We start from the raw sequence: 26,328 nt of genomic DNA, 5'->3' as shown, positions 1-26,328 counted from the left end.
CCGCTTCGTCCGCCGCCCAGTCCACGGCCTTGAGGCTCGGGTCCGAGCCGTCGACGCCGACGATCAGCGGAAGATCCATCACACACGTCCTTCCCTTCGGTGTTCGCCGTTGATGAGGCTGCCAGCGCCGGACGGCGGGCGTGAAGGGCGGACCGGCCCCGGGGCGCGGGCCGTTCGGCCCCTGCCGTCGGCCGTGCGCCTCCCGCGACGGTGGTGGCACGGACGGAAGGGCGGGAGGGAGCATGAGCGGCGGGATCGCGGTCATCGGCGTCGGCAACGAGTTCCGGCGCGACGACGGGGTGGGCTGGGCGGTCGTGGAGCGGCTGCGAGAGCGGGCCGAGCGCCGCCCGTTCCCGCCGCACACCGCGCTGAGCCTGTGCGACGGGGATCCCGTGCGCCTCATCGGGGCCTGGGAGGGCGCGGACCTGGCGGTCGTCGTGGACGCGGCGCACGCCCACCCCGGGACACCGGGCCTGGTGCACCGGCTGGAGGTGGACGCCGACGAACTGACCGGCCGCCCCGCCGCCGGATCGCACGGGCTGGGCCTCGGCGAGGCCGTCGAACTGGCCCGTGTGCTGGGCCGGTTGCCGTCGCGGCTGATCGTGTACGCGGTCGAGGGCGCCGACACCTCACTGGGCGCGGGCCTCTCCGAGGAGGTCGCGGCGGTGGTCGCACCGTTGACCGAGGACATCGAGGCGGAGATCGCCCGCCACCGGGATGCGGCCGCGCGGGGCAGCCGTGACTGAGCGGGCCGCGTACCGGTTCGTGGTGAGCGGCCGGGTCCAAGGAGTGGGCTTCCGACCGTTCGTCCACCGCACTGCGACCGCGCTCGGGCTCACCGGGTGGGTGGCGAACAACTGCGGCCACGTGGAGGGCACGGTGATCGGGTCTTCCAGTGCGGTACGGGAGTTCGCGCTGCGGCTCCGCGGGAAGCCACCGCCGCTGGCCGTGGTCCGGCACGTGGGGCTGACTCCGGTACGAGTGGCGGTGCCCGCACCGGGCACGGGGTTCGTCATACGCGGCAGCGCTCGCGGCAACGGGTCCGTGGACGCGCGCGAAGTCCCGCCCGACGCCGCACTGTGCGACGACTGCCTGCGGGAGCTCTTCGATCCCGCGGACCGCCGCTTCCGCTATCCCTTCCTCGCCTGCACCGGGTGCGGGCCGCGCGCGAGCGTCATCGAGGACCTTCCCTACGACAGGGTCCGCACCACCATGCGCCACTTCCCCCTCTGCGCCGACTGCGCCGCCGAGTACGCCGATCCCCTCGACCGCAGGTTCCACGCCGAAGCGCTGGCCTGCGCCGCCTGCGGGCCCCGGCTCCGCTGGGACGACCTGGACGGCGAGGAGGCCCTGAGGGCGGCGGTCAAGGCGGTCGAGGGCGGCGGGATCATCGCGCTCAAGGGACTCGGCGGCTACCAACTGGTGTGCGACGCGACGGACCAGGACGCGGTGGAGGAACTGCGCCGCCGCAAGGGGCGCCCGGCCAAGCCGTTCGCGGTCATGGTCGCGGACGTCGGCGCCGCCCGCCGACTGGCCCGGCTGGCCCAACACGCCCACGACGCCCTCGTCTCGCCCGTGCGCCCGGTGGTCCTGCTGCCCACGCGCGCGCGGGGCATCGCGTCCGCCGTGGCTCGGAACGCCGACCGCATCGGCCTGTTCCTGCCCACGACGGGTCTGCACCACCTGCTGGTGCGGGAGGCGGGCCGCCCGCTGGTCGTCACCAGCGGCAATCACGCGGGCGAGCCGCTCGCCGTCGACGACCGCGCGGCACGGCACGCGCTCGACCGGGTCGCCGACGGCTTCCTCGTCCACGACCGGCCGATCCGGGCCCGCTACGACGATTCGGTGGTGCAGGTCACCGGGCGACTCGTGCAGACGCTGCGCCGGGCGCGCGGGCTCGCCCCCGCGCCACTTGCACTGCCCGTGCCCGCACCCGTACCCCTCGCGGCGGCCGGGGCCCAGCTCAAGCACACCTTCGCACTGGCCGAACGCGGTCACGCCCACATCGGTCCGCACACCGGCGACCTGGCGGGCGCGGAAACGCTCGACGCGTTCCGTACCGCCTACGCCGACCTCACCCGGATGACCGGGATCACCCCGCGCGCCCTCGCCCACGACCTGCATCCCGGCTACCTCTCGACACAGTGGGCGCGGGAGCGGGGCCTGCCACTGGTCCCGGTGCAGCACCACCACGCGCACGCCGCGGCGTGCGCCGCCGAGCACGGGCTGCGCGGCCCGTTCACCGCCGTCGCCTACGACGGGCTCGGACTGGGGGACGACGGGACCCTGTGGGGCGGCGAGGTCCTCGTCGCCGACCTCGTCTCCTACCGGCGCGTCGCCCGCTTCGCGACCGCGCCGCTGCCGGGCGGCGACGCGGCCGTACGCAACCCGGTCCGAATGGCGCTGGGTTACCTCTACGGCAGCGAACCCCTCGGCGCCGCCCGACCGTACCCGCGCCTGATCACCCCGTTCACCGACCGGCTCGACCCGCGCGAAGCGACCGCCGTGCGCACCATGGTGGCGCGCGGTACCAACACTCCGCGCGCCTCCAGCTGCGGCCGTCTCTTCGACGCAGTGGCGAGCCTGCTCGGCCTGTGCGACCGCGCCACCTACGAAGGCGAGGCGGCCATCGCCCTGGAGAACGCGGCGGGCGGCCTGCGCTCCGCTCCACTGGCCGACCGGCTGCTGTACGCGGACGGCCTGTGGGTCTACGACCCCGCGCCCACCTTGACCGACCTCCTGGAGCGCAGGGCGGGTGGAGAGGACGTCGCGCACCTGGCCGCCGCGTTCCACACCACCGTCGCGATCGTCACCGCGGAACTGGTCGCCCGCGTCGTCGAGGACGGCGCGCCGCGCACGGTGTGCCTCGCCGGTGGCTGCTTCGCCAACCGCCGCCTGCTCACCGAGGTCCGGCGCCGCCTGCGCGCACAGGGGCTGCGCGTCCTGGTGCCGGGGGCCGTCCCGGTCGGGGACGGCGGCATCAGCTACGGGCAGGCGGCCGTCGCCGCCGCGCGCCTGGCGCGCCGACGTCCCGGGGAAGAGGAGTGAGTCCGATGTGCCTGGGGATTCCCGGCCGGGTGGCCGAGGTCCGTGAGAGTGCAGGACTGCCGATGGCCACCGTCGACTTCGGCGGCGTGCGCCGCGAAGTGTGCCTGGTGTACACGCCGGACGCGGTGGTCGGCACGTACGTCGTCGTGCACGTCGGCTTCGCCATCACCGAGGTCGACGAGGCGGAGGCCGCCCGGACCCTGGCGGTGCTGCGCGCCATGGCGGGAGCCGTGGAGGGCGAGCTGGGCGAACCGCTCCCGGCCGCCGAGGGCCGTTCGGCCCCTGCTCCTGCCCCGTCGGCCCCTGGGGGCGAAGAGGTTCCGGCGCAAGCCTGAGAGTCGCACGTCCACGGACAGAGAGAGGCCGAGATGACCGACAACGCCGAAGCGACCGGCACGGGCCGCTCCTCCGACGGGGTGCACGCCCTGCTCGCGGACGGTACGACCGCACGGATACGCCCGGCCGTGCCGGGCGACCACGACCGGGTGCGCCGCTTCTACGAGGAGATGTCGCCGCAGAACCTGCGGCTGAGGTTCTTCGCCGCGAGCCGCCGCTCCGGCCAACTGGCCGCCGACCGGGCGTGTGCCCCGCACAGGCCCGGCCACCGGACCCTGGTCGCCGAGGCCCACGACCGGCTCATCGGGCTCGCCGAGTACGAACGCGTCGCGCGTACGACGGCCGAGATCTCCCTCGCCGTCGCCGAGGACCTGCACCACCGGGGCATCGGCACCCTGCTCCTGGAACACCTGGTGGCCGCCGCCCGCGCCGACGGCATCACCTCCTTCACCGCGGACGCGCTCTCCGAGAACCACGAGGTGCTCAGGGTCTTCGCCGACCTCGGGCTGCGCACCACCCGCCGGTTCGACGGTCCCGAAGTGCGCTGCACCATCCGACTCGACGAGGACGAGCCCTACCTGACGGCTGTGGAAGCGCGCGGCCGGGCTGCCGACGCGGCCAGCATGCGCGCCCTGCTTCGGCCGCGATCGGTCGTGGTGGTCGGGGCGGGCCGCAAGCCGGGCTCGGTGGGCCGCGCCGTGCTGCGCAACCTGCGGGCCGGGCACTTCGCAGGACGGCTGTACGCGGTGAATCCCGGCGCGACCTGGGTGGAGGGCATGCAGGTCCACGCCTCCGTCGGGGCACTGGCCGAACCGCCGGACCTGGCCGTCCTCGCCGTGCCCGCCGCCCAGGTCCCGGCCGCGGCCGAGGAGTGCGGCAAAGCGGGCGTACGCGCCCTGCTCGTCGTCTCCTCCGGCCTCGACGTCCACCAGGCCGGCGCGCTGGTGGCCGCCTGCCGCATCCACGGCATGCGGCTGGTGGGGCCGAACTGCCTGGGCCTGGCCAACACCGAGCAGGACGTCAGCCTCGACGCGACCTTCGCCGCCGCCCGCCCCCGCCCCGGCACGGCCGGGGTCGCCGTCCAGTCCGGCGGCATCGGCATAGCCCTGCTCGGCGGCCTGGACCGGCTGGGCATCGGCGTCTCCAGCTTCGTCTCCCTCGGCGACAAGTACGACATCAGCGGCAACGACCTGCTCCAGTGGTGGGAGAGCGACGGCCGCACCGGCCTGGCGCTGCTGCACCTGGAGTCCTTCGGCAACCCGCGCGCCTTCTCCCGCACCGCGCGCCGCGTCACCCGGCGCATGCCGGTGCTCACCGTGGACGCGGGCCGCACCGACGCCGGGCGCAGGGCGGCGGCCTCGCACACCGCGGCCGCCGCGACGACGACCATGACCCGGCGGGCGCTGTTCACCCAGGCGGGCATCACCGCCACCCGCACCGTCCCCGAACTCCTCGACGCGGCGGCCCTGCTGCACGCCCAGCCGCTGCCCGCCGGGCGGCGGATCGCCATCGTCACCAACGCGGGCGGCGCCGGAGTGCTCGCCGCCGACGCCTGCGCCGAAGCCGGACTCGACGTCCCGCCGCTGGGCCCCGAACTGATCGGTGCCCTCAAAGCCGTACTCCCCGAGGGAGCATCGGCCGCCAACCCTGTGGACGCCACCGCCGCCGTCTCCGAAGAACAGCTGCGGACCTGCCTGGAGCGGCTGACGGCGAGCGGAGCGGCCGACGCGGTCCTGGTTGCCCTGGTGCCCACCGCGCTCACTTCGGCGACCGGCGACGACCTGGTCCGGGCCGCCCTCCAAGCATCCGGGCGGCGCTCGCGCACGGTCGCCGTGGTCCAGCTCGACCAGCCCGCCCCGGTACGCCTCCTCGACGCCGAGGACGGACAGGTCCCCTCCTACGCCGACCCGCAGGCCGCCGCCCGCGCCCTGGCCCACGCGGCCGACCGCGCCCACTGGCTGGCCCGCCCCCTGGGCACCGTCCCCGAGCTCCCCGACGTGGACGCGGAACAGGCCGTGGAGGTCGTGGACGCCTTCCTCGCCGCGCACCCGGACGGCGGCTGGCTCCATCCCCGCGAGACGGCCGCGCTTCTCTCCTGCTACGGCATCCCCCACTCCCCGTGGGCCTGGGCCGACACCGAGGACGATGCGGTGCTCGCCGCCGAACGGCTGCGCGGCCCCGACGGACGCGTGGTGCTGAAGGCCCACTGGCCCGGCGTGATCCACAAGACCCAGCAGCACGCCGTCCTCCTCGACCTCCAGGGCGACGCCCAGGTGCGAGCCGCCTACCGCGACCTGGAGACCCGCTTCTCCGGGCTGCTCACCGGGGTCGTCGTCCAGCCGCTGGCCGCACGCGGCACCGAACTGTTCACCGGCGTCGTCCAGGACGACGTGTTCGGCCCGCTGGTGCTCTTCGGGCTCGGTGGGACGGCGACCGAGGTGCTGGCGGACCACGCGGCCAGGCTCGCCCCGCTCACCGACCACGACGTGCACGACCTGATCACAACCCCGCGCTGCGCGCCGCTGCTCTTCGGGCTGAACGGCACGGGGGCGGTCGACCTGGAGGGCCTGGAGCAGTTGCTGCACCGCCTGTCCCTGATGGCGACCGATCTGCCGCAGCTGGCCGAGGCGGACCTGAACCCGGTGATCGCCCGGCCGGGCGGCATCACTCCCGTGGACGTCCGCATCCGGCTGACCCCCCGCCACCCGAAGGACCCCTACCTGCGACGACTGCGCTGAGGAGGCACAGCCATGAAGCACGGCAAGGTCGGATCCGTCATGACGGACGACGTCGTACGGGCCGTCTACGCAACCCCGTTCAAGGAGGTCGCCCGGCTCCTCGCGGACCACCGGATCAGCGGACTGCCGGTCGTGGACGCCGACGAGAAGGTCATCGGGGTGATCTCCGAGACGGACCTGATGATGCGCCAGGCCGAGGCGGACGAGCCCGGCCGGCCCCCGCGCCGCCGCCGACCGCTGCTCGGACGCGGAGCACGGTCCATGAGGGCCAAGGCACGGGCCCGTACCGCAGGACAGCTCATGTCGAAGCCGGCGGTCACCGTCCGTGCCGAGGACACGATCGTCCAGGCCGCCCGCACCATGGCCGCGCGCCGCGTGGAACGGCTGCCCGTCGTCGACGCCGAGGACCGCCTCGTCGGCATCGTCACCCGGCGCGACCTGCTCCAGGTGTTCCTGCGCCCCGACGACGCGATCCGCCGCACGGTGGTCCAGGAGGTTCTGGTCGACACCCTGTGGCTGGCGCCGCAGACGATCGACGTCCACGTCGAGGAAGGTGTGGTGACGCTGTCGGGGCAGTTGGAGCGGCGCAGCGAGATTCCCGTCGCAGTCCACATGACGCAGCAGGTCGACGGGGTCGTCGCGGTCACCGACAAGCTCACCTTCCGGCTCGACGACTCCCATCTGCAGCCGGACGAGCAGGCCCTGCGGGGCATCGCCGACGAGTGGATACGCAAGCTGTGAGAGGAGCGGGCGCATCATGAACGACCGAATGCCCGTTGCCCACCGGGTGCTCGTGGCCTACGGCTCGAAGAACGGCTCGACAGCCGAGATCGCCCAGGCCGTCGCCGAGGTTCTGCGCAAGGAGGGCGTCACGGCACAGACCCGTCCGGCGGGACTGGTCACCGGCGACCTGACCGAGTACAGCGCGGTGATCGTCGGCGGCGCCCTCTACGCGGGCCGCTGGCACCGCGACGCCCGCCGTTTCGTACGGCGCCACCGCCGCGCCCTGTCTCGGCTCCCCTTATGGCTGTTCAGCAGCGGTCCCCTCGACGCGTCGGCCGCCGAACGCGACCTGCCTCCCGTACCGGGGGTGCGGCGCGTGGAGGTCCGCCTCGACGTGCGCGGCCACGCCACCTTCGGCGGACGGCTCGAACAGGGAGCCAAGGGCTTCGTCGCCCGCATGATCCTCAAATCCGGCAAGGGCGGGGACTTCCGGGACTTCGAACAGGTCGCTGTCTGGGCACAGCGCATCGCCCGGGAACTGGAACAGAGGTAACCCCCGTGCGCACCCGGCGCAGACCGGCGTGGGAGCGGACGGGCCCCGAATGGGGGCGTCGCCGGGCGTGACGGCCGGTCGGCCCCGGGGGAGGGCCGACCGGCCCCTGCCGGGCCACCTGGTGCGGCGGGAGGCTGACCGTGTCGGATCCCTCGCAGGAAGACCCCTTGGAGGAGGCACCGATGAGCGCCACCACAGCCGCGGCAGTCCTCGACCGGGCCGGGCTCGACGCCCTCGTCGCGGCTCTGGCGGCAGACGGTTTCACCGTCGTGGGTCCGACGGTCAGGGACGGTGCGATCGTCCTGGCCGAGCTGGCGTCCGCCGCCGAACTCCCCTACGGCTGGGGCACGGAGCTGGAAGCCGGGCACTACCGGCTGGTGCGGCGGGAGGACGGGGCGGCGTTCGCGCACACGTCGGGCCCGCAGTCCTGGAAGTCCTTCCTGCATCCGCAGCGCGAGAGGCTGTGGAGCGCCGACCGCACGCCCGACGAGGGCCTGCGCGTACGCGAGGAGCGTCCCGAGCGGCCCCGGTACGCGTTCCTCGGCGTGCGCCCCTGCGACCTGCGGGCCATCGCGGTCCAGGACCGCGTGCTGGCCGGCGGCCGGTTCGCGGACACCGGCTACCGGGAGCGCCGGAGCGGGGCGTTCCTGATCGCCGTGGAATGCACCGAGCCCGGTGCGACGTGCTTCTGCGTCTCCATGGGAGGCGGCCCCGCGGCCGACCCCGGATACGACCTCGCCCTCACCGAGGTCGCATCGGCCTCGGGCCACCGCTTCCTGGTCCGTACGGGAAGCGCGGAGGGCGAACGCCTGCTCGGCCTCGTACCGCACCGGCCCGCCGACACCACGACCGAGGAGTCGGCCCGTGAGTCCGTCACTGCGGCGCGCGAGCGGATGGGGCGCGCGATGCCGCCGGTCGACCTGCGCGCCCTCATGGGTGCGAGTCTGGACGCCGAGCGCTGGGGCGAGGTCGCCTCCCGCTGCCTGACCTGCGGCAACTGCACCATGGTCTGCCCCACCTGCTTCTGCACCACCACCGAGGAGGTCACCGACCTCACCGGCGACCACACGGAGCGCTGGCAGCGCTGGGACTCCTGTTTCGACCTGGACTTCAGCCTCGTCCACGGCGGGCCGGTGCGCTCCAGCGCCCGCAGCCGATACCGGCAGTGGCTCACCCACAAACTCTCCACCTGGCACGACCAGTTCGACAGCAGCGGCTGCACCGGCTGCGGGCGCTGCATCACCTGGTGCCCCGTCGGCATCGACATCACCGAGGAGGTCTCGGCTCTCACCGAGGAGGTCTCGGCTCTCACCGAGGAGACACAGTCATGAGCACCGACCTGCAGAGCCGTATGACGGTCGCCCTGTCCCGGGAGCACCGCGATCTGCTGATGAGGACCGCCCGTGAGGTCAACATCGCCCAGGGGACCCGGCTGTTCGACGAGGGCCGCGCGGCACACCGCTTCTGGATCGTCAGGACCGGCACGGTCACCCTCGACATGCACGTGCCGGGTCGGCGCCCGCCCGTGATCGAGTCGCTCGGAAGCGGCGAACTCGTCGGCTGGTCCTGGCTGTTCGCGCCCTACCAGTGGCAGCTCGGCGCGGAGGCGATGACACCGGTGCGGGCGCACGAGTTCGACGCCACCGTGGTCCGGCTGATGTGCCGGGAGGACCCCGAGCTGGGCCGGGAGGTGGGCCTGTGGGTCGGCCGGGTCCTGGCCCACCGTCTCCAGGCGGCCCGCACCAGGCTGCTCGACCTGTACGCGCCCTACGGCGGCGGGCCGGCGCGATGAGCCCCCCGCCGGTGCCCTACCGGGTCGTCCGCCGCTGGTGGGAGACCCCGGACACCAACACCCTGCGCCTGGAGCCGGTCGACCGCGAACTGCCCCCGTTCTCCCCGGGCCAGTTCGCCATGGTGCACTGCTTCGGCCGCGGCGAGATCCCCGTATCGGGCAGCGCCATTCCCACCACCGGCGGACTCGGCTTCACCGTGCGCGCCGTGGGAGCCGTCTCCGAAGGGCTGTACGAGGCCCGCACCGGAGACGTCCTCGGGGTGCGCGGCCCCTACGGCACCGGCTGGGAACTGGAGAAGGCCCAGGGGCAGGACCTGCTGGTGGTCGCGGGCGGCATCGGGCTCGCCCCCTTGCGCCCGCTCGTCCGCCACGCCGCGGCCGACCCCCGCCCCTACGGGCGGCTCAACGTCCTGATCGGCGCCCGCACCCCAACCGATCTGATGTCCCGGGTGGAGGCCCGGCACTGGCCCACCACGTACACCGGCGTCACCGTCGACCGGCCTGACCCGTACTGGCGCGGCAACGTGGGGCTGGTCACCGGGCTGATCGCGCGGGCCCGCTTCGAGCCCGGGGCCACCACCGCGTTCGTCTGCGGTCCCGAGCCGATGATCCGGGCCGCCGCCCGCGAGCTGGCCCAACACGGCGTGCCCGCCGGGCGGATCCGGGTCTCGCTGGAACGGAACATGCGCTGCGCCACCGGCACGTGCGGGCACTGCCAGCTCGGCCCGCTGCTGCTGTGCAGGGACGGCCCGGTGATCGGCTGGGACGTGGCCGAACCCCTTCTTCTGGTGAGGGAGTTGTGACATGGGACGCCCCACGCTCGCGGTGTTCAAGCTGGCCTCGTGCGACGGCTGCCAGCTGACGCTGCTGGACTGCGAGGACGAACTCCTGCCCCTGGCCGACCAGGTGGACATCGCTCACTTCCCCGAAGCGACCGGCGCCACGCGCCCCGGCCCGTACGACCTCACCCTCGTCGAGGGATCGGTGACGACGCCCGAGGACGCCGTGCGCATCCGGGAGATCCGAGCACGGTCCCGGCACCTGGTCACCATCGGCGCCTGCGCCACGGCCGGGGGCATCCAGGCCCTGCGGAACTTCGCCGACGTCGACGAGTACGCCCGTACCGTCTACGCCCGCCCCGACCACATCGACACGCTCGCCACCTCCACCCCCGTCTCGGCGCACGTGGACGTGGACTTCGAACTGCGCGGCTGTCCGGTCGACCGCACCCAGCTCCTCGAAGTGGTCACCGCCCATCTGGTGGGCCGCAAACCGGACGTTCCGCGCCACAGCGTCTGCTTCACCTGCAAGCGGCGCGGCCTGGTCTGCGTCACCGTCGCCCACGGCACCCCCTGCCTGGGGCCCGTCACCCAGGCGGGCTGCGGCGCACTCTGCCCGGCGTACGGACGCGGCTGCTACGGCTGCTTCGGCCCCAAGACCGACCCGAACCTCCCGGTCCTGATCCCGCTGCTGCGCCGCGACGGCATGGACGAACGCGACACCGAACGTTTCCTGCGGACGTTCAACGCCGCGTCCTTCCACGAGTTCCACGAGGGGGCCCGCTCATGACTCACCGCGGCTCGCGCGTCCTGCACGTCGGCTCCCTCGCCCGCGTGGAGGGCGAAGGAGCCCTGCGGCTGCGGATCCACGAGGGAACGGTGTCCGAAGCGCAGCTCGACATCTACGAGCCGCCGCGCTTCTTCGAGGCGTTCCTGCGCGGCCGCGCCCACACGGAACCACCGGACATCACGGCCCGGGTGTGCGGCATCTGCCCGGTCGCCTACCAGATGAGCGCCTGCGCGGCGATCGAGGACGCCTGCGGCATCACCGTCGACCGGCCCCTGCGGGAGCTGCGGAGGCTGCTGTACTGCGGGGAGTGGATCGAAAGCCAGACCCTGCACGTCTACCTGCTGCACGCCCCCGACTTCCTCGGCTGCGACAGCGCCCTGGACCTGGCCCGCACCCAGAGGGCCGCCGTCGAGCGGGGGCTGCGGCTCAAGCAGGCGGGCAACGCCATCCTCGAACTGCTCGGCGGGCGCGCGGTCCACCCCGTCAACGTCCGGCTCGGCGGCTTCCACCGCTGCCCCGCCACCGCCGAACTGCGTCCCCTGCGGGAACGGCTGCGCGGCGCGCTCGACGACGCCCGGGAGACCGTCCGCTGGGCGGCGGGCTTCGAATTCCCCGACGCCGAGACCGACGCCGACTTCCTCGCCCTGGCCGCGCCGGGCACGTACGCCGTCGAAAGCGGCACGCCGACCGTGCTGCGCCGCGGCGGCACCCCGACGGCGTTCCCCGTGCACGACTTCCTCTCGCGCGTACGCGAGGAACAGGTGCCGCACTCCACCGCCCTGCACGCGCGCCTCGACGGCCGCCGCCACCTCACCGGCGCCCTCGCCCGCTTCGCGATCAGCGGCCGCTGGCTCTCGCCCGCGGCCGTCGAAGCCGCCCGCGAAGCCGGCCTCGGCGACCCCTACCAGGGGGCCTCCTGCCGCAACCCGTACCGCTCCGTCCTCGTACGGGCCGTCGAAGTCGTCTACGCGGTCGGCGAAGCACTGCGGATCATCGAGACGTACGAGCCGCCGCGGCGCCCGTACGTGCCCGTGCCACCCGCCGCGGGAACCGGGCACGGGGCCACCGAGGCACCGCGCGGGCTGCTCTACCACCGCTACCTGCTCGACGCCGACGGCACGGTCCGCGACGCCGTCCTCGTCCCGCCCACCGCACAGAACCAGGGCGCGATCGAGGCCGACCTGCGCGCCGTCGCCCAGGCCGCTCTCGACCAGGGCGACGTCGACGACGACGCGCTGACGGGGCTGTGCGAGCGCGCCATCCGCAACCACGACCCGTGCATCTCCTGCGCCACCCACTTCCTCGACCTGACCGTCGAACGCACCTGACCGTCGAACGCACCTGACCGTCGAACGCGACGGACGGCACACGCATCTGACCGGCGTACGCATCCGAAGGAGCCCGCCATGGAAGCCTCACCGCGCACCGTGAGCGACGTGATGACCCACACCGCCGTCGCCGTCGGCCGCGACGCCCCCTTCAAGGAGATCGTCAAACTGATGGAGCAGTGGAAGATCAGTGCCCTGCCCGTCCTGGCGGGCGAAGGCCGGGTCATCGGCGTCGTCTCCGAGGCCGACCTGCTGCACAAGGAGGAGTTCCGCGACAGCGACCCCGACCGCTTCACCCAACTGCGCCGCCTCTCCGACCTGGCCAAGGCCGGGGCCCTTACCGCGGGCGAACTGATGACCAGCCCCGCCGTCACCGTCCACCCCGACGCCACTCTCGCCCAGGCCGCCCGCATCATGGCCCAGCGCAGGATCAAGCGCCTGCCCGTCGTCGACGGGCAGGATCTCCTGGAAGGCGTGGTCAGCCGCAGCGACCTCCTCAAGGTGTTCCTGCGCGGCGACGAGGACATCGCGACCGAAGTGGCCAACACCGTCGTCGCCTTCCTCTTCCCTGGCCAGGGCGTCACCGTCCGCGTCGACGAGGGCGTGGTCACTCTGGGCGGCGAGATCCGAAACAAGGAACTGGTGCCGGTCGCCGCGCGCCTGGCCCGCGCCGTGGAGGGCGTGGTGGACGTCAACATGGACTTCGACCGCACCACCCGCAACCCCTCGGGCGCCGCGCAACCGCCGACCCCGTGAAGTACCTGGCCGAGTACCGGGACCCGGCACTCGCCCGGCACCTCCTGGACCGGCTGCGAGCCGTCGCGACCCGGCCGTGGCGGCTCATGGAGGTCTGCGGCGGACAGACCCACACGCTCGTACGCCAGGGCATCGACGAGCTGCTGCCCGCCGGGATCCGCATGATCCACGGCCCCGGCTGCCCGGTCTGCGTCACCCCGCTGGAGACCCTGGACCGCGCCATGGCCGTGGCCGCCCGCCCCGGCGTGGTCCTCGCGAGCTTCGGCGACATGCTCCGCGTGCCGGGCAGCGAAACAGACCTGCTCGCGCTGCGGGCGCGCGGGGCCGACGTGCGGGTCGTCTACACCCCCATGGACGCCGTACGCATGGCCGAGGCCGCCCCGGACCGCGAAGTGGTCTTCCTCGCCGTGGGCTTCGAGACGACCGCCCCCGCGGCGGCCATGGCCGTGCTGCACGCGGCCCGGCTGGGACTGGAGAACTTCTCGCTGCTCGTCAGCCATGTCCTCGTACCGCCCGCGATGACGGCCCTGCTCCAGTCCCCGGACTGCGAGGTCGAGGCGTTCCTGGCAGCCGGGCACGTCTGCGCCGTCATGGGCTGGAGCGAGTACGAACCGATCGCCGCCCGGCACCGGGTTCCGGTCGTGGTGACCGGATTCGAACCGCTGGACCTGCTGGAGGGCGTCCTGATGGCCGTCACCCAGCTCGAAGAGGGCCGCCACGAGGTCGAGAACCAGTACGTGCGGGCCGTGCGCCGGGACGGCAACACCGCGGCCCGCACCGCCGTGGCACGCGTGTTCCGCGTCACCGACCGCGCCTGGCGCGGCATCGGCACGCTCCCGGCCGGCGGCCTCGAACTCGCCCCGGCCTACACGGCCTTCGACGCCGCCCGCCGCTTCGACGTCACCGCGCTGCACGCGGTCGAGGACCCCCGGTGCATCGCGGGCGCCGTCCTCACCGGGGCCCGCCTGCCCACCGACTGCACCGCCTACGGCACCCGCTGCACGCCCCGCACCCCGCTCGGCGCCCCCATGGTCTCCACCGAGGGCACCTGCGCCGCCTTCCACGCGGCAGGAAGGACCAGATCCACATGACCAGCGAATGCCCGGCCCCGTACACCGAACAGGAGCGGGTCCTGCTCGGTCACGGCGCGGGAGGCCGCCTGACCGCTGAACTCCTCGACCAGCTCGTCCTGCCTGCCATCGGCGGGAACCCGAACGCGCCCTTCGAGGACGCGGCGGTCGTCCCCGGCAGCACCGAACTGGTCATCAGCACGGACTCGTTCGTCGTCAGCCCCCTCGCGTTTCCCGGCGGCGACATCGGTTCCCTCGCCGTCCACGGCACGGTCAACGACCTGGCCATGCGCGGCGCCCTGCCCGTGGCCCTGTCCCTCGCCGTCATCGCGGAAGAGGGGCTGCCCCTGGCGGAACTGCGTTCGGCCCTGATCTCCGCGGGCAAGGCCGCCCACGCCGTCGGGGTCCCCGTGGTCACCGGCGACACCAAGGTCGTGGGCCGCGGCGCCGCCGACGGACTGTTCCTCAACACGACCGGCATCGGCCGCCGCATCCCCGGCCTGAGCCCGTCGGCCGCCCGTGCCCGGCCCGGCGATGTCATCCTTCTTTCGGGCCCCGTCGGCCTGCACGGCACCGCGGTCCTCTCCGTCCGCGAAGGACTCGGCTTCGAGGCCGACATCGCCTCCGACACCCGGCCCCTCCACCGTCTGGTGCGGGCCCTCGCCCCCTGCGGACCGGCGGTGCACGCACTGCGCGACCCCACCAGGGGCGGACTCGCCGCGGCCCTGAACGAGATCGCCCGCGACTCCACCGTCACGGTCGAGATCGAGGAGGGCGCGCTTCCGGTCCCCGCTCCGGTCGCAGCCGCCTGCGACCTGCTGGGCCTCGACCCGCTCACCGTCGCCAACGAAGGCTGCATGATCGCCTTCGTCGCCCCCGACGGCGCACGCTCCGCGCTCGCCGCACTGCGCTCCCTGCCGGAGGGCGCGCAGGCCATGCGCATCGGCGAGGTCACCGCCGAGCCCGGGGGACGCGTCGTTCTCCGCACACTCGTCGGGGCGCGACGCCTGGTGGAGCTGCCGCTGGGGGAGCAGCTGCCGCGCATCTGCTGAAGGACACCGGAAGGGGCCGAACTACCCCTGTTCACCGCGACCTCAGTGGAGAACGATCGGGCACGCACGGCTCACAACGGGGAACGAGTACGGGCCGACACGACACCCCTGAGGCAGGCATGAGCACGGATCGCACCTTCAGCGCGCAGCACCCCGTCCGAGTGTTCCTGCTGGACGACCACGAGGTCGTACGACGCGGCCTGCGCGACCTTTTGGACGGTGAACCGGACATCGACGTGGTCGGCGAGGCAGCGACCAGCGAACAGGCACTGACCCGCGGACCGGCGCTGCGCCCCGACGTCGCGGTGCTCGACGTCCGCCTCCCCGACGGCGACGGCATCACCGTCTGCCGAGAGCTGCGCTCCCGCATGCCCGAACTGGCCTGCCTGATGCTCACCTCGTTCGACGACGACGACGCGCTGCTGGACGCGATCATGGCCGGGGCGGCGGGCTACGTCCTGAAGCAGATCAAGGGACCCGACCTGATCGGGGCGGTGAAGACCGTGGCCCGGGGCGAGTCCATGCTGGACCCCGCCACCACGGCACGCCTGATGACGACGTTGAGAGGCCCTGCGGAACCAGCCGCCGATGAGGATCGGCGCATCGCCACCCTCACCGACCGCGAACGGAACATCCTGGCACTGATCGGCGACGGCCTCACCAACGCTCAGATCGGCAAACGCCTCTACCTGTCGGAGAAGACGGTGAAGAACAACATCTCCCGCCTCCTGGCCAAACTCGGGGTCCAACGCCGAGTCCAGGCAGCCGTCGTCGCCACTCGTCTCAGCCAGAAGCCGCAGTCCCCCTGAAGCGACTGCAGGAGCGGCATCGCATCACCCCGGGTCCTGTTGGCTCTACTTCATTCGCTGTAGGCGGCGTTGATGCTTTCGGCAGGGAGCGCACCATCTCATTGAAATGATCACCGCGAGTCACCAGCATTAATCGGCAGCGTGCCGTATGTGTCCTACGTGACGGTTGACGAAGGCCGTACGCGACGCTCACATTCATGAGGCCCACCCCCGCATCCCGGGTGAAATGATCACCAGGAGGCACCTGTCTCCGCCGAGGAGAAGGAAGAATCATGAGGCGTCAATATTATCGCGGCAGCCGTCTGGTGGAAGTTGAGCAGCTGGACGAGGTCGTCGCCGTTCTGGTGGCCGAGGGAAGCCGAGAACGATTAGAAAGAGATGCCCTCGGGGCGAGTGCGGAGCTGCGGCTGCGAGAGGCCGGAGTGGACGAGGAAACTGTTGAATTATTCGCCCGTGCGCGCTGGTTGTTCGTTGACCCCAGTGGTTCAATGCGTGATGCCCTGGAAACTGGCGAAGAAATTCCTGACGTTCTCTCTGTTGGGAAAATCATCAAACGGCGTGGCGACAGAATAGGCGTGGCGACCGACCTGTTGAATGTGCGGCTGGATCCGGCGCTTTCCCGCGTGCAGGCCGAAGCCGAGCTTCAATCCGAAGGGTTGGAGATCGTAGCAAAGCTGAACTTCGCCGATAACCTGTACGAGGTCCGTGCGACGTCGTCCGTCGACTCGCTCGCCGCGTCGCTCGCCCTGCACGAAAACCCCCGCTTCATATTCGCTGAACCGTCGTTCATCGAATGCATTCCCCAGCGTTTCAGCCCCGCAGATCCCAGGTACGCCGATCAATGGCAGTGGAACAACACCGGGGCGTCGGGGGGCACCACCGGAGCGGACGTCGACGCGGAAAAGGCATGGGATCACACCTTCGGAGCGGGGATCCGCGTAGCGGTCATCGACAACGGTTTTCAAGCCGATCACGAGGATCTCGCTGCCGGGGTCGGTCCCATGTCGGGCTACTTCAGCAACACCGTCATGGGCGTCACCTTCAACCAGGGCACCGCCGGAATGCCCGACAGCGACCACGGCACCTTCTGCGCCGGAATGGCAGGAGCCCGACGTGGCAATGGAGTGGGAGGGGTCGGTGCCGCCCCCGACTGCGACCTGATGCTCGTGGGCTGTCTGGGTGACCAGGTCGGCACCCAGACGACGCTGGCTCGGGCGGTGGCGTATGCGGCGAATCCTGCGACAGAGCTTCCCGCGGCAAGTCCCGCGGACGGCGCCGACATCCTCGTCTCCAGTCTGGGGCCCAATGGCGCCGAGTGGGATCTGACGCTCACGCTCGAACTCGCCCTTGAAGGCGCGGCCGCGAACGGCCGTGAAGGCCGGGGGCTAGCGATTTTCTGGGCCGCGAGCAACGGGCGGAACGTGAACGTCATGCTGGACGAGGTGGTTTCTCACCCTGACGTGATCGCCGTGGTGCGGTCCAACCGCAACGACCTTGAGGACAACGCGGCCCGAGGGCCGGAAGTCGAACTGATTGCCCCCGGGGTGGACGTCTTCAGCACTGATTCCGGGAACTCCTACCGTACCTGGACGGGCACGAGCTTCGCGGCACCGTGCGCTGCGGGCTGCGCCGCGCTGGCGCTCTCGATGGCGCCGGACCTCACCCGCGACGAGTTGCGCGACGTGATGCGCAGGTCGGCTGATCAGGTCGGAGGAGTGGCCTACGACGCGGCCGGCCACAACGACGACTACGGCTTCGGGCGGGTCAACGCCTACAAGGCCGTTGTCCTGGCCGTCAGGGAGGTGCAGTTGCTGACGCCCTCCGTGGTGTTCAACGACGTGCCGGAGGGCGAGACGACGGCGCGTGCGGTGGTGTGGGAGGTCGCCGGTGTCGAAGACCTCACCTTCGAGGTGGTCTCGGGCCCGGTGGTGCTGTCTGGACCGGCGGGTTCCTTCTCGACGTTGCTCGGGACGTCCTTGACGGTTCCGGCACCGGGGGCCGGGGCTGTCGGCCACGCGCGAATGTGGCTCGTCCACACGGGCGGTGCGATCGGATCGTCCGCCACGGGCGAGGTCGTCGTGAGGTGTGTGCAAACAGGCGAGCGGTGGACGGTCTCGCTGTCGGGCAACACGATCGCGCGTCCGACGGCAGCCGTGGTGATGGTGCTGGACAAGTCGGGATCCATGGACTGGGACGCGGGTGACGGTCGCACCCGCGTGGAGGTCCTGCGGGAGTCCGCACAGGCGCTGGTCGATGTGCTCCGTCCCGACACCGGCGTGGGAGTGGTGAGCTTCGACCAGGACGCCTCGGTCGTCATGGACGTGGTCGGAGCAGGGCCGGAAATCTTCGGACCGGGACGCGCGAGGGCAACGGCCGCGGTGGCCGGCCACACACCCAATCCGGCGGGTGCCACATCCATCGGAGACGGCGTGGAAGCGGCGGGACTGCTCCTCGACGCGGTAACCGGGTCCTACGACAAGACAGCGATGGTCGTGTTGACCGACGGCCAGGAGAACGCCCCGAAACTGATCGCGGACGTGGCGGGCAGCATCGACGACACCGTGTTCGCGATCGGGCTGGGCACACCCGCGGCCATCAACCCGGAGAAGCTGACCAGCCTCACCAACGGGACCGGCGGCTACATGACGATGACCGGTGTGCTGTCGTCGGACGAACGCTTCCTCCTGGCCAAGTACTACCTGCAGATCCTCGCAGGCGTCACCAACGAGCAGGTCGTCCTGGACCCGGGCGGAAACCTCCCCGCAGGAGGAAAGACAACCGTCCCGTTCACCCTCAACCGGGCCGACTCCTCCGCGGACGTCATCCTGCTCTCACCCGCCCCCCACGTCTTGAAATTCTCCCTGGAAACCCCGTCGGGCCAGATCATCACACCCGCGGTTCCCTCCGGCGTCTCCTACGTCACGGGACGGAACGTCGCCTACTACCGGTTCAACCTACCCGTGGTCGGCATCACCGGAAAAGAACAGTGGTCCGGCAAATGGCTCGCCCGTCTGGTATGCGACAAAGCCGCCTTCATCGACTACCTGAAACAACTCGAAGAGCGGAACCCGCGCGAGCACAAATACGCATCCACTCACGGACTCCAGTACTCGCTCGAAATCCATGGCCGGTCCAGCCTCGTCCTGACGGCCAGCCTGAGCCAGTCCGGCATCACCCCGGGATCGATCATGCACCTCACGGCACGGCTGACCGAGTTCGGGCTGCCCATCGACGAGGACCGGGCCGCTGTACGCGCAGAACTCACCGGCCCCACAGGGCCCCGGCTCCTCACTCTCGATCCCAGGTCCAACGGCACCTACACGACTGAGATCACCGGGACGGACCACGGGCTCTACCGCTTCCGCATACTCGCGAACGGCAAGACCCTCCGGCTCGAACGTTTCACCCGGGAACACACCCTCACCGGCACCATCTACACCCCTCGCGGACCCGAAGACCCAAAACCGGACGTCGAGAGCAATCCGCCACGTCTCGGGCAGCTCAGGAACTCTTTCGCACCATCCAGTCTGATGGCCGCCATCCAGAATGACCCGCAGCTCGCCAACACATTGGACGCTTCCCTTCGCCAGCACCAGGCGTCCCTGCCCGAACTGCTCGCGTACCTGGAACAAGAATCGGCACGGCCGTCCAAAGGCTCCGAATAGGACGGTGTCCGCCCGGCCGCGCGCCGCCTCTTCAAATCCCCCTTCAGCCCTGGCCGGTCCGCGGGGGCACGTCTTGCTCACGCCACCGCCGCAGCACCCTCAGACGGGCCACGGTGCTGGGATGCTCCTCGCCCAGGGCCTGCCGGGAGTCCTCGACGGTACTCGCCAGCAGCCGCACGGCCTCGTCCCGGCGTCCCGCGTCGCGGTAACTGGTGGCGAGGTTGGCGCGGACGCTCAGGGTGTCGGGGTGCACAGGTCTCTGGAGGTGCTCGCTGTCGGCGAGGACCTGCTCCAGGAGCGCGATGGCTTCCTCGGTGCGCCCCGCGTCCCCGTAGCTGGTGGCGAGGTTGGCGCGGGAGCGCAGGGTGTCGGGGTGGTCGGTGCCGAGGAGGTGCTCGCGGTCGGCCAGTACTTGTTCCTCCAGTGTGATGGCTTCGCTGGTGCGTCCTGCGGTCCGGTAGCTGGTGGCGAGGTTGGCGCGGGAGCGCAGGGTGTCGGGGTGGTCGGTGCCGAGGAGGTGCTCGCGGTCGGCCAGTACTTGTTCCTCCAGTGTGATGGCTTCGCTGGTGCGTCCTGCGGTCCGGTAGCTGGTGGCGAGGTTGGCGCGGGAGCGCAGGGTGTCGGGGTGGTCGGTGCCGAGGAGGTGCTCACTGTCGATCAGTACTTGTTCCTCCAGCGCGATGGCCTCGCTGATATGCCCTGCGGTCCAGTAGCTGGTGGCGAGGTTGGCACGGAGGGTCAGAGTGCTGGGATGCTGGTGGCCGAGCAACTGCTCGCTGTCGGCCAGGATCCGCTCCAATAGCGTGGTCGCTTTGTTGGTGTGTCCTGCGGTCCAGTAGCTGTTGGCGAGATAGGCGTGGGCGGCGAGGACATCGGGGTGGTCCGCTTCCAGTGTTCTCTCCGCGGCAGCGACCTGCCGCTCCCAGTAGCGGACCGCGGTCGCGGGGATGCCGTTGCGCCAGTGACTTTCCCCGGACCGGTAGAGAAGCACGTGCCCGTCCGGCTGCCACAGACGGTCGCCGGCCAGCGGGTAGAGGTGATCGGTGTTGGCGCGCAGGACCGCGGCACGCGCCATGTCGTGGTGGTCTTCTCCCGGCCACAGTTCCCACAATCCGTCGGCGACCGCCCGCACCACAGCACCCGTCCTCTCCGCGGGGAGGGCTTCGCGTGCGGCGCGCGCGGTCAGTGCGTGGATCCGTACCGTGCGTTGCGGGTCCTCCCGGCGGATGGTGATCAGTCCGTACCGGTGCAGCAGCCGCATCGCCCTGCGCGCGGTCGCCGGATCCACGGCCGGGACGAGGTCCCTGCCCCCGGCGCGGGTGAGGTGGCCGGTGACCGCGGAGGTCTGCCAGAACTCGGCCGGATGCCCGGCCGGGTCGAGGAACGCCGCCAACTCCAGTGCGGGCCCGGCGAGGCCGACCGGCTCCGCCGCCTGTGCCGCGTCCAGTGACAGCAGCAGCGCGGCGGCGATTTCCCGCTCGTACGCCTCCCCGCTCCACTTGGCCGGCAGTACTTGAGCAAGTCGCTGTGCCTGGTCCCGGAAGTGCGCGACGTAAGCGGCACAGGGCTGGTCCTCGTTGATCATCCAGGCGGCCGCGTATCCGAGTGCGAGCGGCAGGTGCCCCAGGGCGGCCCCGACCTCGTCGACGGCTTCGTCGAGAAGATGACCGGCGTCAGCGAGGGGGAGCCGTTCGCGCAGGAACGCCGCGGCTTCGGTGGCCGTGAAGGGAACGACATCCAGGACGTGGCGTCCGCCGCCGCTGATGTCGGCGCCTTTCAGCCGGGTGATGATCACCGCCCGGTGCCGCGTTCCACCGGTATCGGACTCACCTGACGCCTGCCCGTCGCCGATGCCGGAGGCACTGGTGGGTGGCCACCAGCCGCGCAGGGCGGCCGGGTCGATGACGTCGTCCAGGACCATCAGCCAGGATCTGCTGGTCGTGGCGGCCCAGTTGAGGAACGCCCGTGCGTCGGATTCCACGTCCTGTCCGGCCGCGCCGGGGGCTTGGACGAGCACTGCGGCGGTCGCGTACGCACCCAGCAGCTGCTCGGGCCGGGTGGCATCCGCCCACAGGACGAAGTCGGTGTTGTCGTGTACGGCGCGGTGCGCGAGGGCGGCGGCGAGCTGGGTCTTGCCCACCCCGCCCCCGCCCGAGAGGACCTGGCTCAGCACGACCGTACCCGCAGCGCCCTGGACGCGGTCGATCCGCTCCCGCAGGCCGGTCCGGGGCTGGTGGGCAGTGACCAGGTCGGGAACGGGACCGATCCGCAGCGGCCAGTTCACTTCTGCTCTGGGTGGTGGGGGAGGAGCCTGCTGGATGAAGGTGCCGATCGATCCGGCCTGGGCGACAGGGCCGTGCACCGTGGTTCCGGACATGCTGTTGCCGGCCCGGACATCCTCGTCCCGGTCCGGGCCTGGACCCGCCCTGCCCAGGGGCCCCTGCCCGCCGACAGTACCGGGTCCCTCTGCCTGGTCTGCCATCAACTCCACCCCCGAACACGGCTGTTCGCCGCCGTGCTGCTTCCACGGTAAAGGCCCGTCCTGCCCCGGGGACGGGGAACGCCCCGGCAGTGAGACAGGACCGTGACCACGCGGCCCCGGCACTCGCCCATGGAGGGCGATCTGGGGCCAGCCCCGGACCGTGCGGCGAGACCCACGGTGGGCTCCAGGCCGTCGAGCAGCCGGGGATGGTTCTGACAGCGAGAGCCGTAAGCCTTGTCGGCGATGACCTGGTCGGGTCTGCGGCGGGGTCGGCCAGGTCCGGTGCGCGGGACGCGGACGCGTTCCAGGAGGCGACGCGCGCGGATGATGGCGGAGCTGATCCGGACGGGTCGGTCGATGTCGTCGGCCTCATCGAAGACGGCTTCGACCGTCGGCGCAGGTCTCCATCGGGGCGCAGGACGACGGGCGGGTGAAGCCGAACGTCGACGAGCGCGGCGCCCTCGGCGACGGCACCACTCGGATGAGCTCGTTTCGAAGATGCGGAACAGGACACGGCTCGGTGTCCCTTGGTGGGTGCCGCCTCATGGGCGGAACTCGTAGGAGTACAGGCCGCGTTCGCCGACGGCGACGAGCCCGCGGCCGTAGGGCAGCCAGGCGCAGGACGTAAGCGGCGTTTCGGCGCGGACACCGGCGACGGTCCGGCCGGTGGCGGCGTCCCGGACGCGGAGCAGGGAGCCGGCGGTGGCGATCCACTTGCCGTCGGGGGAGACGGCGAGCCCGCTCACGGGGCCGTCGGGGTCGGTGACGTTGGTCAGGAGGACGCCGGTGAGCGGGTCCCACTGGCTCACGTCTCCGCTCAGGGACGTGGTGAGGAGGCGGCTGCCGTCGGGCGTGACAGCGAGGCCGGTGAGTTTCTCGCCGCGGTGGATCTGGACTTGGCGGCCGACGACGGTGCGGCCCTCCGCGAGGCGGACCACCTGCACCAAGGACTCGGCACCGGTCCGGCCGGACCGGTGCCGGTGGCGCAGCACGGCCAGCCAGGTCCCGTCGGGTGCGACGGCGACGGTGTGCGCCCGGCCGGTGGCGTCCCACGGCCCCGGCACGGTGGCGGTCCGGGTCTCCAGGAGACGGTTCCACAGCTGGAGCGCTCCCGCGGAGTCCGCGACGGCGAGCCACCTGCCGTCGTGGGCTACGGCGAGGGCCTGCGCGGTGATGGAGGGGCCCAGCGGGAGGACGGTGGGGTCCGCGGCCGTCGACTGGTCGATGGTCTTGATCTCGACACCGTGCAGGTGGCCTGCCGCGTACCAGTTGCCGTGGGGCGCGAAGGCGACCGGCCCTCGGTACTCCCCGAGGCGTGACGACAGGGGGTCGCTCCAGGTGTCACCGTACGGGTCGCAGAGCCGGGTGCTGCCGTCGCGGTGGGCGACGGCCAGCCGCCCGGCCTCGTCGGCGACGGTGACCGTCCGCATTCCCTCGCCGTCGCCCGAGCGGATTCGCTCGGGCCCCCAGCTGTTCCAGACCCGTACCGTCCCGTCCTCTCCGGTGCTGATCACCCGGTCGCCGTCCGGCGTGATCGCGACGGCGTGGACCGGGCCGGTATGGGCGGTGTAGCGGGCGCGGCGTTCCCGTGTCCGCCGGTCCCAGAGCGCGACGGTGCCGTCCTCGCCGCCGCTGGCCAGCCATGTGCCGTCCGGCGAGACCGCCACCGCGGTGGCGGGGCCTTTGTGCGCGGAGATCTGCGACGTGTGGTGGGGCGGCGTCTCGTTCCAGATCTGCAGCGTGCCGTTCGCCTCGGCGGAGACGATCCAGCTGCCGTCCCGCGCGACGGCGATGGCGTTCACCGGAGCGCCTGCGGTGGGACCGCGGTCCTGCACCTGGGCGAGGTCCGCGGACATCAGCCGGACTCGTCGGAGGCTGCCGACGGCCAGCCACACACCGTCGGGGGAGAACGCCACGCAGGTGTGCTCGTCACCCTGCTGGACGTCCTGGGCGAGGTGGTTCCCGCCCGAGGCCCAGACCTCCAGGGTGCCGTCCGTGGCGACGGTCGCGATCCGGCTCCCAGAGGTCGCCAGGGCCCGCACCGACGCTCCGCGGCCGCCGACCGGCCCGAGGGTTCGCGTCGGTGGGGTGGCCCGGTCGAGCGTCCAGGTGTGGAAGGTCCGGTCCGGTCCGCCCGTCACCAGTCCGGTGCCGTACGGGGCGACCGCGAGGACCCTGAAGCGTCCGGGGCCCCGGACGTCCACGGCGAACTCGCCGCCGCTGTCCGGGTCGAGCCCTCGGGCCATCCCGTCGGCTCCGACGGTGACGAGCGACGTGCCGTCGGACCGGACCCCGACGGACCATACGGGTCCGGCATGGCCGAGGAAGGTGCGGAGCAGAGCCGGTTCGGGCAGGTCCGGTGGGGTACTGCGGTTGCGGAGCAGCGGCCGGGCCGCGATCTCGGGCGCGGTCTGCCGGCCCTCGATCCGGTCTCGCCACAGTGGCAGCGACTCCAGGCGGCTGTGCAGGACGTTCGTCAGGAGCTCGGGAGGGTCGGTCGGGGTGAGGAGGTGGGCGGCTCGGGTGAGGTCGTCGGCGAGCCGGGCCGCGTGCCGCGTGGGGACATCGAACAGGTCGGCCCAAGCCGCCATCGGGCCGTGTTGGTGGAGCCGGGTCTCGATCCAGCGCAGGTCGCTCGCGATGCGCTCCGCGTCAGCCGTCCGCCCCGCGGCGAGCAGGTGCTCGATCGCGTGGTCGAGGACGTATCCCTCGGACGACTCCCAGGGACGGGGACCGAAGGCGTCGGCGAGCGTGCCGTGCAGGGTGGTCAAGGCCGGTTCGCCCAGCTCCTTCTGCAGGTAGTCGCGGAGCACGTCGTGGATCGCGACGCGGCCGTCGTGGTCGGGGGTGAGCGAGACCAGGGAGAGCTGGTCGAACGCGGCGCAGAGCGTACGGCTCTCGTCCTCCGTCAGACCGCCCGTCGCCGTCCACAGGCGGGCGATCAGCGGTACGGGGATCGACTCGTCCTCCGCGAAGACGGACACCTCCGCGAGGCGCCGGTCACTGCCGGGCGGCAACAGGGTCCGGGCCGCCTCCACCGTGGCCCGGACGGCCTGCGCGCGGCGGGCCGGATCGTCCAGGTCCAGCGTGGCCGGGTCGGAGTCGACCACGACGGGGCCGTGCGCGAGGAGCCTGCGCAGGATCTCGCCCGTCGCGTGCTCCGGATCGCTGCCGGTGGCGATGCGGCGGCTGATCAGCCGGTTGGTGAGGCGCAGGAGCAGGGCCCAGCGTCCGGTCGCCTCCAGGAGGTCGCGGACGAGGGGTTCGGGGAGCGCGGGCAGGTCCCAGGTGAGGACCGCGCGGGCCTGGGCGGGGGACATCTGGTCGACGCGGACGCGTTCGGTGCCGCGGGGCAGGGCGCCGGGGACGCGGGTGGTGACGAGGCGGACGCAGCCGGCGCCGCCGCGCAGGAAGGGGTCCAGCTGTTCGGCGTTCCAGACGTCGTCGAGGAGGAGCAGGGTGCGGGGGCGGCGGTCGAGGAGCCGGCCGAGGTGGTCGCCCGCCAGGCCCGGGTCGTCGAAGGCCGTCGTGTCGCCGGTGACGAAGCGGGTGGCCTCGGCGACCTTGGCGGCGATCGCCGCCCGGCTGCGGACGTCGCGGCCGATCGTGATGACGTAGATCCGGCCGCGGAAGTGCCGCCGTACGCGCGGACTCGCGGCCACCGCCTGGGCGAGGACCGTCTTGCCGAAGCCGCCGGCGCCTTCGAGGGCGGTCGTGATGGCGATGGTGCGGCCGCCGCGCCGGGTGCGGCACACCGCCTTGACGGTGCGGGCGCGTTCGGTGCGGTCGATCACCCAGTCGGGAACGGTCAGCGCGGACGGTGTGGGCGGATCGTCGGCGACCGCGGCGGGCCGCTCCTGCCGCCAGGTCAGGAGGACGGCCATGAGGATCGCGGCGGCCGCGAGTCCGGCGACCCACCACCACGGCTGCTGCCGGATGTGGTCGAGCGCGCTGGGCCAACGGTCCTTGGACGTGGCCGCGTTGGCCGCGAGCGAGGCCAGGACGGCCAAGGCCGCCGCGATTCCGGCGAGCGATGCGCCCTTGACGGCACCGCGCACGGGCCACCTCCCTGTTCCCCGACTGCCCTGACGATAGCCAGGGGGCGAGGCGGGTGTCAGCCGGTGACGGCTGGGGCGTGCGTCGAAAGCGCTGTTCGCCGTGCTCATCGGTGGCTGGACACGCGAGCCGGGGGTGACGCGCGCCACCTCTCCAGGCACGTAGTTGAACACGCTCAACGAGTCTGGCAGGAGGGCCTGATGGCGGGTGGAAGCAGGCTGCGTCCGCGGGTGGCAGCCCTTGGCGGCTTGAAGGCGATGTTGGCCGTTCTGACTGCATGCGCGGGTCCCTGTCAGCACTACGGGGGAACGGGGCTCCACGACGCCACGGCGGCCGAAGTGGCCGGGAGTT

The 26,328-nt window shown here is 72.1% G+C and carries 18 protein-coding genes; 16 read left to right on the top strand and 2 right to left on the bottom strand.

Annotated elements, in window-relative coordinates:
• Positions 1 to 242: 242 nt before the first annotated feature.
• From ACIBNE_RS38230 to ACIBNE_RS38155, 16 genes are all read left to right on the top strand, one after another.
• The gene (locus ACIBNE_RS38230; protein WP_399280134.1) at positions 243 to 746 is read left to right on the top strand and encodes a hydrogenase maturation protease; all 504 of its coding nucleotides are present in this window, start codon (positions 243 to 245) and stop codon (positions 744 to 746) included.
• Entirely contained in the window at positions 718 to 3,048 is a 2,331-nt protein-coding gene (hypF, locus tag ACIBNE_RS38225; RefSeq protein ID WP_399280132.1) for a carbamoyltransferase HypF, read from the top strand. The genes ACIBNE_RS38230 and hypF overlap by 29 nt, the downstream gene beginning before the upstream one ends.
• A gap of 5 nt (positions 3,049 to 3,053) precedes the next feature.
• Entirely contained in the window at positions 3,054 to 3,383 is a 330-nt protein-coding gene (locus ACIBNE_RS38220) for a HypC/HybG/HupF family hydrogenase formation chaperone (RefSeq protein WP_399280130.1), read from the top strand.
• Between the two features lie 33 nt (positions 3,384 to 3,416).
• Positions 3,417 to 6,122, top strand: a complete 2,706-nt coding sequence (locus ACIBNE_RS38215; RefSeq protein WP_399280128.1) for a GNAT family N-acetyltransferase — start codon at positions 3,417 to 3,419, stop codon at positions 6,120 to 6,122.
• 12 nt (positions 6,123 to 6,134) lie between these two features.
• Positions 6,135 to 6,863: a CBS domain-containing protein gene (locus ACIBNE_RS38210; protein WP_399280126.1), complete on the top strand. Its 729-nt coding sequence runs from the start codon at positions 6,135 to 6,137 to the stop codon at positions 6,861 to 6,863.
• A 16-nt stretch (positions 6,864 to 6,879) separates the two neighbouring features.
• Positions 6,880 to 7,398: a flavodoxin domain-containing protein gene (locus ACIBNE_RS38205; RefSeq protein WP_399280124.1), complete on the top strand. Its 519-nt coding sequence runs from the start codon at positions 6,880 to 6,882 to the stop codon at positions 7,396 to 7,398.
• A 182-nt stretch (positions 7,399 to 7,580) separates the two neighbouring features.
• Entirely contained in the window at positions 7,581 to 8,729 is a 1,149-nt protein-coding gene (locus tag ACIBNE_RS38200) for a 4Fe-4S dicluster domain-containing protein (protein ID WP_399280122.1), read from the top strand.
• Positions 8,726 to 9,190 carry a Crp/Fnr family transcriptional regulator gene (locus ACIBNE_RS38195; protein WP_399280120.1) on the top strand — a complete coding sequence of 155 codons (465 nt, stop codon included), beginning with the start codon at positions 8,726 to 8,728 and terminating at the stop codon, positions 9,188 to 9,190. Before ACIBNE_RS38200 ends, ACIBNE_RS38195 begins: the two co-directional genes overlap by 4 nt.
• Positions 9,187 to 9,993: an FAD/NAD(P)-binding protein gene (locus tag ACIBNE_RS38190; protein WP_399280118.1), complete on the top strand. Its 807-nt coding sequence runs from the start codon at positions 9,187 to 9,189 to the stop codon at positions 9,991 to 9,993. Before ACIBNE_RS38195 ends, ACIBNE_RS38190 begins: the two co-directional genes overlap by 4 nt.
• 1 nt (position 9,994) lies before the next feature.
• Positions 9,995 to 10,759 carry an oxidoreductase gene (locus ACIBNE_RS38185; protein ID WP_399280116.1) on the top strand — a complete coding sequence of 255 codons (765 nt, stop codon included), beginning with the start codon at positions 9,995 to 9,997 and terminating at the stop codon, positions 10,757 to 10,759.
• Entirely contained in the window at positions 10,756 to 12,087 is a 1,332-nt protein-coding gene (locus tag ACIBNE_RS38180; RefSeq protein ID WP_399280115.1) for a Ni/Fe hydrogenase subunit alpha, read from the top strand. Before ACIBNE_RS38185 ends, ACIBNE_RS38180 begins: the two co-directional genes overlap by 4 nt.
• 78 nt (positions 12,088 to 12,165) lie before the next feature.
• Positions 12,166 to 12,843 (top strand): CBS domain-containing protein, encoded by a 678-nt coding sequence (locus tag ACIBNE_RS38175; protein WP_399280114.1) that lies wholly within the window; start codon positions 12,166 to 12,168, stop codon positions 12,841 to 12,843.
• Positions 12,840 to 13,934, top strand: coding sequence for a hydrogenase formation protein HypD (gene hypD, locus ACIBNE_RS38170; protein ID WP_399280112.1), 1,095 nt, complete (start codon positions 12,840 to 12,842; stop codon positions 13,932 to 13,934). The genes ACIBNE_RS38175 and hypD overlap by 4 nt, the downstream gene beginning before the upstream one ends.
• Positions 13,931 to 14,965: a hydrogenase expression/formation protein HypE gene (hypE, locus tag ACIBNE_RS38165; RefSeq protein ID WP_399280110.1), complete on the top strand. Its 1,035-nt coding sequence runs from the start codon at positions 13,931 to 13,933 to the stop codon at positions 14,963 to 14,965. Before hypD ends, hypE begins: the two co-directional genes overlap by 4 nt.
• Before the next feature lie 119 nt (positions 14,966 to 15,084).
• Positions 15,085 to 15,774: a response regulator gene (locus ACIBNE_RS38160; RefSeq protein ID WP_399280108.1), complete on the top strand. Its 690-nt coding sequence runs from the start codon at positions 15,085 to 15,087 to the stop codon at positions 15,772 to 15,774.
• 272 nt (positions 15,775 to 16,046) lie between these two features.
• Positions 16,047 to 19,439, top strand: coding sequence for a S8 family serine peptidase (locus ACIBNE_RS38155; RefSeq protein ID WP_399280106.1), 3,393 nt, complete (start codon positions 16,047 to 16,049; stop codon positions 19,437 to 19,439).
• 43 nt (positions 19,440 to 19,482) lie between these two features.
• Here ACIBNE_RS38155 and fxsT read toward each other — a convergent pair whose 3' ends face one another.
• Both fxsT and ACIBNE_RS38145 read right to left on the bottom strand, forming a co-directional pair.
• Positions 19,483 to 21,816 carry an FxSxx-COOH system tetratricopeptide repeat protein gene (fxsT, locus tag ACIBNE_RS38150; protein WP_399280104.1) on the bottom strand — a complete coding sequence of 778 codons (2,334 nt, stop codon included), beginning with the start codon at positions 21,814 to 21,816 and terminating at the stop codon, positions 19,483 to 19,485.
• Between the two features lie 647 nt (positions 21,817 to 22,463).
• On the bottom strand, positions 22,464 to 25,979 hold the full coding sequence (locus tag ACIBNE_RS38145) for an NB-ARC domain-containing protein (RefSeq protein ID WP_399280102.1): 3,516 nt from the start codon (positions 25,977 to 25,979) through the stop codon (positions 22,464 to 22,466).
• Positions 25,980 to 26,328: the final 349 nt, after the last annotated feature.

It is taken from the genome of Streptomyces sp. NPDC050504, from assembly GCF_044458065.1.
GTDB lineage: Bacteria > Actinomycetota > Actinomycetes > Streptomycetales > Streptomycetaceae > Streptomyces.
The sequence above is the reverse complement of the archived record's forward strand: the minus strand, read 5'-3'. Positions and strand labels throughout refer to the sequence as shown.